The sequence below is a fragment of the Dechloromonas sp. ARDL1 genome (assembly GCF_051122455.1).
Classification (GTDB): Bacteria; Pseudomonadota; Gammaproteobacteria; order Burkholderiales; family Rhodocyclaceae; genus Azonexus.
In genome coordinates this window covers 4,044,046-4,056,278 of sequence record NZ_CP168939.1, presented here as the reverse complement: position 1 = coordinate 4,056,278, position 12,233 = coordinate 4,044,046, and the positions used below count along the sequence as shown (strand labels likewise).

Here is a 12,233-nt window from a genome sequence, read left to right as displayed (position 1 = left end):
TTTCTCCCTGACGCTTACAGAGGAATGTTGCCGTGCTTGCGCCACGGATTGTCGAGTTTCTTGTCGCGCAACATGGCCAGCGAGCGGGCAATGCGCTTGCGGGTGGCGTGCGGCATGATGACGTCGTCGATGAAGCCACGAGCGCCGGCGACGAACGGGTTGGCGAACTTTTCCTTGTACTCGGCTTCGCGCTGGGCCAGCTTTTCCGGATCGTTCTTTTCCTCGCGGAAGATGATCTCCACCGCCCCCTTCGGGCCCATGACGGCGATTTCGGCCGACGGCCAAGCGAGGTTAACGTCGCCGCGCAGGTGCTTGGACGACATCACGTCATAAGCACCGCCGTAGGCCTTGCGGGTGATCACGGTCACTTTCGGCACGGTGCATTCGGCGTAGGCGTAGAGCAGCTTGGCGCCGTGCTTGATGATGCCGCCGTATTCCTGCGTGGTACCCGGCATGAAGCCCGGGACGTCGACGAAGGTAACGACCGGAATGTTGAAGGCGTCGCAGAAGCGGACAAAGCGGGCAGCCTTGATCGAGGACTTGATATCCAGGCAGCCAGCCAGCACCAGCGGCTGGTTGGCGACGATGCCGACCGGATGGCCGTCGATGCGGCCGAAACCGATGATGATGTTCTTGGCGTAATCCGGCTGCAGCTCGAAGAAGTCGCTGTCATCGACCACCTTGATAATCAGTTCCTTCATGTCGTACGGCTTGTTCGCGTTGTCCGGCACCAAGGTGTCGAGCGAATGGTCCATGCGGTCGGCCGGATCGTTGGTCGGCGTGACCGGCGGCTTCTCGCGGTTGTTGGCCGGCACGAAGTTCATGAAGCGGCGCAGCATCGACAGCGCTTCGACGTCGTTCTCGAAAGCCAGGTCGGCGACGCCTGACTTGCTGGTGTGGGTCACGGCACCGCCCAGCTCCTCGGCGGTCACGTCTTCGTGGGTCACGGTCTTGACGACTTCCGGACCGGTCACGAACATGTAGGACGAATCCTTGACCATGAAGATGAAGTCGGTCATCGACGGCGAATACACCGCGCCGCCGGCACAGGGGCCCATGATCATCGAGATCTGCGGCACGACGCCGGAGGCCATCACGTTGCGCTGGAACACGTCGGCGTAGCCGCCCAGGGAGGCAACACCTTCCTGGATACGCGCACCACCCGAATCGTTCAGGCCGATCACCGGGGCACCGACCTTCATCGCCTGGTCCATGACCTTGCAGATCTTCTCGGCATGGGTTTCCGACAGCGAGCCGCCGAACACCGTGAAGTCTTGCGAGAAAACGAAGACCAGACGGCCGTTGATGGTGCCATAGCCGATCACGACGCCGTCGCCCGGAGTCTTTTCGGCCTGATCCATGCCGAAATCGACGCAGCGATGCTCCTTGAACATGTCCCATTCTTCGAAAGAACCCGGATCGAGCAACAGCTCGAGGCGTTCGCGGGCCGTCAGCTTGCCCTTCTTGTGCTGGCTGTCGATACGCTTCTGGCCACCGCCGAGGCGGGCCAGTTCACGCTTTTTTTCCAGCTGGCGGATGATGTCGTGCATAAAAAACTCCCTCTGAGTTACGACTAATTAGTGTTTCAGGTAGTCGAGCAGCGCATACGCGGCAGCAGCCGGGGTCGTATGGCCCTCCTCGACGGATCGGGTGAAAGCGGGCAGGTTTTCCTGCACGCGCGGGTGATGACGGAAATGCTGGCGCAGGCCGGAGTCGATCAATTGCCACATCCAGCTCAGCGCCTGATGCTGGCGCTTGGTGGCGAACTCGCCGGTCGGTTTCAGCGCACTCTGGTATTTCTCGACCTGCTCCCAGAAATCGACGATACCTTCCTTGTGCAGGGCAGACAGCGCGATGACCGGCGGCGCCCAGTTCGGCGAGGCCGGCCGCAGCATGTGCAGCGCATTGCGCCACTGGGCGCGAACGACGGCCGTCGCCTGCTTGTCGATGTCGGCCTTGTTGATGACCACCAGATCGGCGATCTCGACGATGCCTTTCTTGATGGCCTGCAGGTCGTCGCCGGCATTCGGCAACTGCAGCAGGCAGAACATGTCGACCATGCCGGCAACCGTCGTTTCCGACTGACCGACGCCGACTGTCTCGATGATGATCACGTCGTAGCCGGCCGCTTCGCAGAGCAGCATGGCTTCGCGCGTCTTTTCGGCAACACCGCCGAGGGAGCCGGCCGACGGGCTGGGACGGATGAAGGCTTCCTCGCGCTGGCTCAGCAACTCCATGCGCGTCTTGTCGCCGAGGATGGAACCGCCGGTGACCGACGACGAGGGATCGATGGCCAGCACGGCCAGTTTCTTGCCCTGCTCGATCAGCCAGACACCGAGCGCCTCGATGAAGGTGGACTTGCCCGCCCCCGGCACGCCGGAGATGCCGATGCGGATCGCATTGCCGGTTTTCGGCAACAGCGCGGTCAATACCTGCTGCGCCCGCTGCTGGTGATCGGCACGGGTCGATTCGATCAGCGTGATGGCCTTGGCCAGCGAGCGACGCTGACCCGCCAGCACGCCATCGACCAGCGACTGGTCAGGCGCAGACAGGAGATTGGCACGCACCGGCGCTTCGTCCAGCTTCATCCGGGCTTAGGCGCGGGCCTTGCGGATTTCTTCGAGCACGCGCTTGGCGGAATCCTCGATGCGGGTACCCGGGCCGAAGATGGCCTTGGCACCAGCGGCATAGAGCGCATCGTAATCCTGGGCGGGGATGACGCCGCCGGCAAAGACGATGATGTCGTCGGCGCCTTGGGCCTTCAGCGACTGGATAATCTGTGGCACCAGGGTCTTGTGGCCGGCCGCCAACGACGAGCAGCCGATGGCATGCACGTCGTTTTCGATGGCCTGGCGGGCGGCTTCTTCCGGAGTCTGGAAGAGTGGGCCCATGTCGATGTCGAAGCCGAGGTCGGCGTAGGCGGTCGCGACCACCTTGGCGCCCCGGTCATGGCCGTCCTGGCCAAGCTTGGCGATCATGATGCGCGGGCGACGGCCTTCTTCTTCGGCGAACTTGGCGACATCGGCCTTGATTTGTTCCCAGCTTTCCTGACCTTCCACAACGCCTCCGTAAACCCCCGAAATGGTCTGGTTGTTGGCGCGGAAGCGACCGAAGATCTTTTCCAGCGCGTCGGACACTTCGCCGACCGTGGCGCGCAGGCGGATCGCCTTGACGGTCAGGTCGAGCAGGTTGCCTTCGCCGCTCTCGGCGGCCTTGGTCAGCGCATCCAGTGCGGCATTGACGGCGGCGCTGTCGCGCGTGGCGCGAATCTGCTTGAGGCGGGCCACCTGGGCTTCACGCACGGCGTGGTTGTCGATATCGAGGATGTCGATCGCGTCTTCCTTGGCCAGCTTGTATTTGTTGACGCCGACGATGACGTCCTTGCCCGAGTCGATGCGCGCCTGCTTGTCGGCCGCGCAGGTTTCGACCTGCATCTTGGCCCAGCCGGATTCGACGGCCTTGGTCATGCCGCCCATGGCTTCGATTTCCTGGATGATGCCCCAAGCCTTGTCGGCCATGTCCTGGGTCAGCTTTTCCATCATGTAGGAACCGGCCCACGGGTCGATCACGTTGGTGATGTGGGTTTCTTCCTGGATGATCAGCTGGGTGTTGCGGGCGATACGCGCCGAGAACTCGGTCGGCAGCGCGATGGCTTCATCCAGCGCATTGGTGTGCAGCGACTGGGTACCGCCGAAAACCGCGGCCATCGCTTCGATGGTGGTACGCACGACGTTGTTGTACGGGTCCTGCTCGGTCAGCGACCAGCCGGAGGTCTGGCTGTGCGTGCGCAGCATCATCGACTTCGGGCTCTTGGCATTGAAGCCGGACATGATGCGGTGCCACAGCAGGCGCGCAGCGCGCATCTTGGCGATTTCAAGATAGAAGTTCATGCCCACCGCCCAGAAAAAGGACAGGCGGCCGGCGAAGGTATCGACGTCCATGCCGGAAGCGATACCGGTGCGCACATATTCCATGCCGTCGGCCAGCGTGAAGGCCAGCTCGATGGCCTGGTTGGCCCCGGCTTCCTGGATGTGGTAACCCGAAATCGAGATCGAGTTGAATTTCGGCATGTTCTGCGCCGTGTAGCTGAAGATGTCGGCAATGATCTTCATCGACGGCTTGGGCGGATAAATATAGGTATTCCGCACCATGAATTCCTTGAGGATATCGTTCTGGATCGTGCCAGACAACTGCTCCTGCTTCACGCCCTGCTCTTCGGCAGCCACGATGTAGCCGGCCAGGATCGGCAGCACGGCGCCGTTCATGGTCATCGAGACGGAAATCTTGTCGAGCGGTATGCCATCGAACAGGATCTTCATGTCTTCCACGGAGTCAATCGCCACGCCGGCCTTGCCGACGTCGCCGGTGACGCGGGCGTTATCGGAATCGTAGCCACGGTGAGTTGCCAGGTCGAAGGCGACCGAAACCCCCTGCCCACCGGCAGCCAGCGCCTTGCGGTAGAAAGCGTTGGACGCTTCGGCGGTGGAGAAGCCGGCGTACTGCCGGATGGTCCACGGCTTGACTGCGTACATGGTCGGTTGCGGGCCACGCAGGAAAGGAGCGACCCCCGGCAGGGTGTCGGCAAACTCGAGGTTCTCGGTGTCCTTCTTCGTATACAGCGCCTTGACGGCCAAGCCTTCCGGCGTATTCCAAACCAGATTGTTAACGTCACCGCCGGGCGACTGCTTCGCTGCAGCCTTTTCCCAAACGTCCAGGTTATTGGAATCAAAGAACTTTTCGGACATGAAACACCCCTCGTCGAGTCGATTTTTTTCGGCCGATCATGCAGAATTCAAAATTCTACGCTTTTGGGCCAAGCTTGACATACCAAGCCCTACATAATACTGTATCCATAATTATGAAATCAAGTCGGCAAAGTACCGAATTGTCCACCGAGACCACATCACAATGACCCGCATCGCACCCACCGCACTGTACCAGGAAGTCGCTGAACGTCTCCGCCAGCGCATATTTGCCCATGAACTCACCCCGGGCACCTGGATCGACGAACAGAAACTGGCCGAACAGTACGGCATTTCGCGCACGCCGTTGCGCGAGGCGCTCAAGGTTCTCGCCTCAGAGGGCCTCGTCGAGTTGCGCCCCCGCCGTGGTTGCTATGTCACCGAAATTTCCCGGCAGGATCTGGACGATATCTTCCCACTGATGGCAATGCTTGAAGGGCGTTGCGCCGCCGAGGCGGTCCGCAATGCCAAATCGGGCGATATTGCGGCCTTGCAGGATATCCATGGCCGCCTCGAAAGCGCAGCCCGCGATGGGCGCATCGATGCCTTTTTCGAGGCAAATCAGGAATTCCACAAAAAAATTCAGGAATTGTCCGGAAATCGCTGGCTGCTATCGGTCATCCAGGATCTGCGTAAAGTCCTGAAGCTTTCCCGCCTCCATTCGCTATCGCTCGAAGGGCGCTTGCAGCAATCGCTCGACGAGCATCGCCTGATCATGGCAGCCCTGGCTGCCAGCGATGCGCCGAAGGCGGAGAAGCTGATGCACGATCACTTGCTATCCGGTCGCGAAGCACTGGCAAAGATGGATGCAAAAACACCCAAGGCCGCCTAAGTAGGCCCTGTCGATCAGCGCATCCGACTTTCGATGCCAGCAAACAACCTGTCGTAGATTGCCACCAGCGCCTCGCGATCGTTGCTGCCCTTGACCCAACGGCGTGAGCGGGCAATCTTGACAGCCTCCCGCTCCATCTCCGACAGCGAGGTGATATTTACATCCTGACCGTGCAGAATCGACGCGGCGTCGGCCCTGGCCCTTTGCGCAGTGGCCACGAGCCCCATTGAGGACTCCATGGCGCTGGCGCCCGCCTCGATTGTTGTCACCAATTCACAGACCTTATCGGCTGACGACGCCGAATCGGCCAACTCGTTGCTGAACTCGAACGCGGTCTGCCGCGCTTCGGATACCGAGGCCTTCAGCACGCCGATTTGCGTTGTTGCCGACTGCATCGACAGCATGATCGCCGCAATGGCGGCCGATATCTCCTCCGCCGAGTGCTGGGCCTGATCTGCGAGCTTACGCACCTCATCGGCGACCACCGCAAACCCCCGCCCCGCCTCCCCTGCCCGAGCCGCTTCGATAGCCGCATTCAGGGCCAGCAGATTGGTCTGCTTGGCAACGCCGTCGATTCGGGTCGTCAACAATTGAATATCGGCTGTTTTTGCATTCAGGTCATCGAGTGCCCCAACGCCCCCTTCCGCCGCTTGTTGCGCCCCACCCAAGGCTTCCGACATGCGCTGGGCAGCTGCCGACATGCCGCTGGCCGACTCCCCGAAACTGGCCGCCAAGGTTCGCGAACTGCGCGAATTTCGGCCAACCTCGCCCAGAGCGAGTTCGACGTGCTCTATCGCCAGCGACAGACCGCGCTCTGAGCGCAGAAAAATCCGCGACAGCAGGGCTTCGCGGGCAATTGACTCCTGTGCTTCTTCGAGATGATCGAGCAGGCTCTGCATCTGCTCAAGAACGCTGCGAAACGTCCCGTGCAATCCGGGTAATTGCAGACGCCGCGCAGTATTTCCACTCGACGAAGCCTGCATTGCGCCCAGAATCTCACGAAACGCGGTTTCGGTTTGATCGAGCGCGGAATTCAGGTTCACCCGGATACCTTCCAGCATGGGATCGTCAAGGGTATGGGGCAAACGTGCAACCAGTTGGCCGCTACCAACCTTGCGCAACAATTCGTCAACCTTGGCGAGATCCGAGCGCGACTCCGAGCCCGGTAACAACAAGAGCAGCAATGCGGCGACCACGGCCCCGATCACCACCCAGGCTGATACAAAAGCCATTCCCCCGGCCAGCACCATGAGGAAGAGCACCAGCAACTTGCGCTTAAAGGGAGAAAACCAGTTCTTCATAGCTCATTCCGGTCTGTTTCATGATGTCGACCAGGACCGCCGCACCAGCCTCGATGGCCGAACGCGATCCGGCTGCCTTTTCTGCGGCCAGCATGCTCCGATAAACCGGCTCGATCTTGGCAACGGCCTCGGCTGACGGACAGCGACGCACCGAGGTATAGCCCACGATGTTTCCATTGGGATCGAAATCCGGGGTGATGTGGGTAAACACCCAGTAGAAACCACCATCCTTGGACATGTTCTTGACGTAAGCGAAGAACTCCTTGCCAGACTGTATGGTGTCCCAAGCCAACTTGAAGGCTGCACGAGGCATGTCGGGATGACGGATGATGTTGTGCTGAGAACCGAGCAATTCCTCTTCGGAATATCCGGAAAACTCGATGAATATCGGGTTTCCATAGGTAATGAGGCCCTTGGGGTTGGTTTTGGAAACGATGAAATCGTTTTCCCGCATCTTGCGTTCGACGTTGCTTGGTTCTATGGCTCTCTTCATTGCGCCCTCCGATTCTTGCGAATTTATTATAGATTACAATTTTCCAACATATCATCGGAAGCGAGGCGAAAAAAAACCCCGGCAGCCTGTGCTACCGGGGTTCGGTGAAACCTGAGCGGCTTAGTGATTGCTGGCCGACGCCGCACCAAAACCAGTCTGGGCTCGGACATACTGGTCTTCGAAGGCTTCGATTTCCTGTCCGGCGCGCACGCTGGAATCGCTCTTCGAGAAAACGTAGGCGAGCAGGAAGGCAATCGGCATCGCGAACAACGCTGGCTGGGTGTAGGGGAAGAGTGCCGCCTTGTTACCCAGCACATCGACCCACACCGACTTCGAGAAGAGCACGAACAGCACAGCGGAAACCAGACCGCCGTAGCCGCCGAACAGTGCACCGCGCGTCGTCAGGCCCTTCCAGTACATCGACAGGATGAGCACCGGGAAGTTGGCGGCAGCCGCCACGCCGAAGGCCAAGCCGACCATGAAGGCAATGTTCTGCTTCTCGAACAGGATGCCGAGCACGATGGCAACGGCGCCGAGGCAGATGGTGGCGATCTTGGAAACGCGGATTTCGGTCGCTTCCGAAGCCTGGCCCTTCATGATGACGCGGGCGTAGATGTCATGCGAGATCGCCGAGGCACCGGCCAGCGCCAGGCCGGAAACCACGGCCAGGATGGTGGCGAAGGCGACGGCAGCCAGGAAGCCGAGGAGCATGTTGCCGCCGACGGCCTTGGCCAGGTGCATGGCGACCATGTTGCCGCCGCCGATCAGCTTGCCACCGACCGTACCACCTTCGAAGAACTCGGGGTTCTGGCCGACGATCAGGATGCCGGCGAGGCCCATCAGGAAGATGACGTTGAAGAAGTAGGCCACGAAACCGGAGGCGTAGAGCACTGACTTGCGCGCTTCCTTGGCATCGGTCACGGTGAAGAAACGCATCAGGATGTGCGGCAGGCCAGCCGTACCGAACATCAGGCCGAGGCCTAGCGAAATCGCGGTCACCGGATCCTTGAGCAGGGCGCCCGGATACATCAGCTTGTCGCCCAACTTGTGGACAGCAGTCGCCTTTTCCAGCAGATTGGTGAAGGAGAAACCGAACTCACTCATCGCCAGGAACATGACCAGCGTGCCGCCCGAGAGCAGCATGCAGGCCTTGATGATCTGCACCCAGGTCGTGGCGACCATACCGCCAAAAGTGACGTAGACCATCATCAGGATACCGACGGCGAAGATCGCGGTGTTGTACTCCAAACCGAAGAGCAGCTTGATCAACTGGCCGGCACCGACCATCTGGGCGATCAGGTAGAAGCAGACGACGGTCAGCGAGGAAATCGCGGCCATCGTACGCACCTTGCCTTGGTCAAGACGATAGGCGGTAATGTCGGAGAAGGTGAACTTGCCCAGGTTGCGCAGGCGTTCGGCCATCAGAAACAGGATGACCGGCCAGCCGGCGAAGAAGCACAACATGTAGATGTAGCCGTCGTAACCCTGGGTGTAGACCATCGCGGTCAGGCCGAGCAGGGTGGCTGCCGACATGTAGTCGCCGGCAATGGCCAGGCCGTTCTGGAAACCGGTGATGCCGCCACCAGCGGTGTAGAAGTCGGACGTCGACTTGGTGCGCGATGCCGCCCAGTAGGTAATGCCCATCGTCATGGCGACGAAGATGCAGAACATGATGATGGCGTGCCAGTTGGTCGCCTGTTTTTCAGTCTGGGCAACCGCATCGGCCGCCAGCGCCAGAGTGCTCAGGCAGAGCAGGCTGAGCGCGGTAATCAGTTGACGCAACATTATTTGTTCTCCTTCCAGGCTTCCTTGACGATTTCCTGCGTCAAGGCGTCGAATTCGCTATTGGCGCGCTTGACGTAAACTGCGGTCAGCACCCAGAAGAAAATGAACATGAAAAGCTCGACGGCAACCCCCACCGTCACCTTCGATCCTTCGGCAATCGGCTGCCCCAAGGACAACGGATTGAAGGCAACAACCATCACGAAACCATAGAACATGGCCAGGACAATGAAGGCCAGGGTCCACGCAAACCTCCCCCGACGTGCAACCAGGTCCTGGAATTTCGGATTTGCCCGCATCCGCTCATACATAGCGCTGCTCATCGTTATCTCCCTTATTAATAATTAGTACAAACTGCATCAATAATTATATCTTATAGAAGACTGTAACAGGCATAACCTTGCCCCCCTATTTCGAATTAAACCGAAAGAAAGCAAGCACATGAGTAAGATCGACCTCGACCTTCAGGGCGAAATCGCGACCCTGACCTTGAACAACCCCGACAAGCTGAACGCCATCAATCGGGCCATGTGGCAGCAGCTATCCGAGCAAGTCTCACACCTCAGCGCCGACCCCGAAATCCGCTGCATCGTTCTGCGCGGCGCCGGCGATCAGGCTTTTGCCGCTGGCGGCGACCTCGAGGAATTCGTGACCGGCCGCGCTACCCTGGAACAGGCAATCGACTATCACGGCGAGGTCGCCAAGGCCCTCAACGCCATTGCCGATTGCCCACATCCGACCGTGGCACTGATCAGCGGCGCCTGTATCGGCGGCGGACTAGAAATCGCCGGCGTCTGCGACTTCCGGATCGCAGGTGAAAGCGCCCGCTTCGGGGCGCCGATCAACCGCCTGGGATTCTCGATGTATCCGGGCGAAATGGAAGGTCTGCTCCGCCTGCTCGGGCCGACCGTGGTCAAGGAAATCCTCCTCGAAGGGCGCATCATGCACGCCCGGGAAGCGTATGAAAAAGGCCTGCTGACACGGGTTGTCGCCGACAGCGAAGTAATCGACGAAGCCTACGCCACCGCCCGGCGTATCTGCGCCGGCGCCCCGCTGGTCGCCGGCTGGCACAAGCAGTGGATACGCCGCCTGCTGGACGGCAAACCGCTGACCGATGCGGAAAAGGCCGAATCCTTCGCCTTCCTCGACACCGAGGACTACAAGGAAGGACTCGCCGCTTTCCTGGAAAAGCGCAAGCCGGTGTTCAAGGCGCGCTGAACAAGCCCCACATCATCTTGCCGGCCAGGGCAAGCAGAATGCCCGCGAACACGCGCTTCAGCGTCTTCACCGGCAACTGATGGGTCAGGCGGGCTCCGATCGGCGCGGTCAGCATGCTGACCGCCGCCACGCCGACTACCGCCGGAACATAGACGAAGCCCATACTGCCCGACGGCAGACCACTCACCGCCCAACCATTCCAGATATACCCCAGCGCACCGCCCAGCGCGATCGGAAATCCGATCGCCGCCGAGGTACCGATAGCGTTCTGCATTTTGACGTTGCACCAAGTCATGAACGGCACCGACAGTACACCGCCCCCGATGGCTACCAAGCAGGAAATGAAGCCGATCCCGGCCCCCACTGCGCCGGTGGCAAGGGCACCCGGCAATTCGCGGTGCGGCTGCGGCTTGAGGTTGATGATCATCTGCACCGAGACGTAGCAAATGAACAGGGTGAAAATCAGGGCCAGCGCCTTGGTCGGCACCAGGCTGGCCACATGCGTGCCAATCAACGTACCAGCGATGATGCCCGGCGTAATGCGCAGCACGATGGGCCACAGCACGGCGCCGTGGGCATGGTGCGTACGGACACTAGAAATCGAGGTGAAGAAGATGGTCGCCATCGATGTGCCGAGTGCCAGATGCATGACTTCGCCCACCGGAAACGCCTGGGCGGTGAACACCATGACGAGCACCGGCACCATCAAGGACCCGCCGCCGATACCGAGCAGGCCGGCAAAAAAACCGGCGAATGCGCCAAGGGCAATGTAAGCCAGCCACCAGATCGTCATCGCAATCCCATCAATTGTTCGGTAATGAAAGCCCACTCGTCTGCAGCGACCGGCGTGATCGACAAACGGTTACCGCGGGCAAGGAGGCGCATGTTAGCAAGTTCCGCATGCGCACGCAGTTCGCCCAGTGACAGATAGCGTGTCTTGCGCACGAAACGGACATCGCGCAACAACCAGCGAGGCTTCTCCGGCGGGGATTTCGGGTCATGGTAAGGGCTGGATGGATCGAACTGGGTCGCATCCGGATAAGGCTCCGAACATACCTCGCAAATACCGGCAATACCGGGCTCGGCGCAACCCGAATGATAGAAGAGCGCCAGATCGCCGATTCTCATCGCATCGCGCATGAAATTGCGCGCCTGATAATTGCGCACCCCGAACCATGGAACAGTGCCCAGACGTGCCAGATCGTCGATGGAAACTTCATCAGGTTCTGACTTCATCAACCAGTACTGCATTGCTTGAATCCCGGAAATGAAAACGGGCGGCAGACGAATCTGCCACCCGTTTCTCTTACTGCAAATACAGGCCCCCGCGAGTGCCGTCAGGCCGGCATCCTGAACCTGGGTTCAGAGTGGCTGCTTTCCTCCCGCATCAGGCACACTCGATAAAGAGCGCGCACAACAGCGGTTTCAACGGTCCGCAACCGATGCCAATCAGCATTGGTTCAAGGAATGTATGGCCTTAACAAACACCGCAGGGAACACTCGGCGGGTGACGCCAGAAACGCCGGGAATCAGATGTCCAGACGTTGCTGAGGCGCCAGCACGGCATCCAGCCGCGCTCCCATGTCTCCGATTCTACGCTTCGTTTCGGAAGTATCAACCGCTTCCGCAAACTCTTTTTGCTCACCCGTTGCGGCTCCCGAAAGATGCTCGTGGGCGATGTTGAGCGCAGCCATGACGGCAACGCGTTCAGCGATGGTGTTCTTGGTACGCTGGGCGATCTCGCGCATCTTGTCGTCAACCAGATCGACCGCAGCAAGCAGTGCATCGCGCTCTTCGGGTGCGCAGGCGACACGGTACTCGCGCCCCATGATCTTCACGTCGAGGAAATTCGGCTCCAGACTCAT

The 12,233-nt window shown here is 60.1% G+C and carries 12 protein-coding genes and 1 other RNA gene; 2 read left to right on the top strand and 11 right to left on the bottom strand.

The features are described from left to right. Positions 1-14 precede the first annotated feature (14 nt). From AB6Q56_RS20070 to scpA, 3 genes are read right to left on the bottom strand one after another with little or no spacing between them, the layout of a single operon-like run. Positions 15-1,550 (bottom strand): acyl-CoA carboxylase subunit beta, encoded by a 1,536-nt coding sequence (locus AB6Q56_RS20070; protein ID WP_434514789.1) that lies wholly within the window; start codon positions 1,548-1,550, stop codon positions 15-17. A gap of 27 nt (positions 1,551-1,577) precedes the next feature. After that, entirely contained in the window at positions 1,578-2,588 is a 1,011-nt protein-coding gene (meaB, locus tag AB6Q56_RS20065) for a methylmalonyl Co-A mutase-associated GTPase MeaB (RefSeq protein WP_434514788.1), read from the bottom strand. A gap of 6 nt (positions 2,589-2,594) precedes the next feature. Then, complete coding sequence (gene scpA, locus AB6Q56_RS20060; RefSeq protein WP_434514787.1) at positions 2,595-4,745, bottom strand: methylmalonyl-CoA mutase; 2,151 nt, start codon at positions 4,743-4,745, stop codon at positions 2,595-2,597. Between the two features lie 157 nt (positions 4,746-4,902). Here scpA and AB6Q56_RS20055 point away from each other — a divergent pair, with 157 nt between their 5' ends. Beyond that, the gene (locus AB6Q56_RS20055) at positions 4,903-5,574 is read left to right on the top strand and encodes a GntR family transcriptional regulator (protein ID WP_434517184.1); all 672 of its coding nucleotides are present in this window, start codon (positions 4,903-4,905) and stop codon (positions 5,572-5,574) included. 14 nt (positions 5,575-5,588) lie between these two features. Here AB6Q56_RS20055 and AB6Q56_RS20050 read toward each other — a convergent pair whose 3' ends face one another. The 4 genes from AB6Q56_RS20050 to AB6Q56_RS20035 form a co-directional block, all read right to left on the bottom strand. Beyond that, the gene (locus tag AB6Q56_RS20050) at positions 5,589-6,875 is read right to left on the bottom strand and encodes a methyl-accepting chemotaxis protein (RefSeq protein ID WP_434514786.1); all 1,287 of its coding nucleotides are present in this window, start codon (positions 6,873-6,875) and stop codon (positions 5,589-5,591) included. Next, the gene (locus tag AB6Q56_RS20045; protein ID WP_434514785.1) at positions 6,850-7,368 is read right to left on the bottom strand and encodes a PAS domain-containing protein; all 519 of its coding nucleotides are present in this window, start codon (positions 7,366-7,368) and stop codon (positions 6,850-6,852) included. The genes AB6Q56_RS20050 and AB6Q56_RS20045 overlap by 26 nt, the downstream gene beginning before the upstream one ends. 120 nt (positions 7,369-7,488) lie before the next feature. After that, a complete protein-coding gene (locus tag AB6Q56_RS20040) occupies positions 7,489-9,153 on the bottom strand; it encodes a cation acetate symporter (RefSeq protein ID WP_434514784.1) in 1,665 nt (554 codons plus the stop codon). Then, positions 9,153-9,473 (bottom strand): DUF485 domain-containing protein, encoded by a 321-nt coding sequence (locus AB6Q56_RS20035; RefSeq protein ID WP_434514783.1) that lies wholly within the window; start codon positions 9,471-9,473, stop codon positions 9,153-9,155. Before AB6Q56_RS20035 ends, AB6Q56_RS20040 begins: the two co-directional genes overlap by 1 nt. Positions 9,474-9,591: 118 nt before the next feature. Here AB6Q56_RS20035 and AB6Q56_RS20030 point away from each other — a divergent pair, with 118 nt between their 5' ends. After that, the gene (locus AB6Q56_RS20030; protein ID WP_434514782.1) at positions 9,592-10,368 is read left to right on the top strand and encodes an enoyl-CoA hydratase/isomerase family protein; all 777 of its coding nucleotides are present in this window, start codon (positions 9,592-9,594) and stop codon (positions 10,366-10,368) included. On the opposite strand, the gene AB6Q56_RS20025 is transcribed toward AB6Q56_RS20030, so the two are convergent. From AB6Q56_RS20025 to AB6Q56_RS20010, 4 genes are all read right to left on the bottom strand, one after another. Next, positions 10,355-11,167, bottom strand: coding sequence for a sulfite exporter TauE/SafE family protein (locus AB6Q56_RS20025; RefSeq protein WP_434517183.1), 813 nt, complete (start codon positions 11,165-11,167; stop codon positions 10,355-10,357). The two genes, AB6Q56_RS20030 and AB6Q56_RS20025, sit on opposite strands and share 14 nt — an antisense overlap. Next, a complete protein-coding gene (locus tag AB6Q56_RS20020; RefSeq protein WP_434514781.1) occupies positions 11,158-11,619 on the bottom strand; it encodes an EVE domain-containing protein in 462 nt (153 codons plus the stop codon). The genes AB6Q56_RS20025 and AB6Q56_RS20020 overlap by 10 nt, the downstream gene beginning before the upstream one ends. A gap of 67 nt (positions 11,620-11,686) precedes the next feature. Beyond that, positions 11,687-11,867, bottom strand: a non-coding RNA gene (ssrS, locus tag AB6Q56_RS20015) — 6S RNA. A 30-nt stretch (positions 11,868-11,897) separates the two neighbouring features. After that, positions 11,898-12,233, bottom strand: coding sequence for a cell division protein ZapA (locus AB6Q56_RS20010; RefSeq protein WP_434514780.1), 336 nt, complete (start codon positions 12,231-12,233; stop codon positions 11,898-11,900).

Excerpts from the sequence above, each read along its gene's own strand:
- AB6Q56_RS20070 (WP_434514789.1), bottom strand. The coding sequence starts at position 1,550 with ATGCACGACATCATCCGCCAGCTGGAAAAAAAGCGTGAACTGGCCCGC.
- meaB (WP_434514788.1), bottom strand. The coding sequence starts at position 2,588 with ATGAAGCTGGACGAAGCGCCGGTGCGTGCCAATCTCCTGTCTGCGCCT.
- scpA (WP_434514787.1), bottom strand. The coding sequence starts at position 4,745 with ATGTCCGAAAAGTTCTTTGATTCCAATAACCTGGACGTTTGGGAAAAG.
- AB6Q56_RS20050 (WP_434514786.1), bottom strand. The coding sequence starts at position 6,875 with ATGAAGAACTGGTTTTCTCCCTTTAAGCGCAAGTTGCTGGTGCTCTTC.
- AB6Q56_RS20045 (WP_434514785.1), bottom strand. The coding sequence starts at position 7,368 with ATGAAGAGAGCCATAGAACCAAGCAACGTCGAACGCAAGATGCGGGAA.
- AB6Q56_RS20040 (WP_434514784.1), bottom strand. The coding sequence starts at position 9,153 with ATGTTGCGTCAACTGATTACCGCGCTCAGCCTGCTCTGCCTGAGCACT.
- AB6Q56_RS20035 (WP_434514783.1), bottom strand. The coding sequence starts at position 9,473 with ATGAGCAGCGCTATGTATGAGCGGATGCGGGCAAATCCGAAATTCCAG.
- AB6Q56_RS20030 (WP_434514782.1), top strand. The coding sequence starts at position 9,592 with ATGAGTAAGATCGACCTCGACCTTCAGGGCGAAATCGCGACCCTGACC.
- AB6Q56_RS20020 (WP_434514781.1), bottom strand. The coding sequence starts at position 11,619 with ATGCAGTACTGGTTGATGAAGTCAGAACCTGATGAAGTTTCCATCGAC.
- AB6Q56_RS20010 (WP_434514780.1), bottom strand. The coding sequence starts at position 12,233 with ATGAGTCTGGAGCCGAATTTCCTCGACGTGAAGATCATGGGGCGCGAG.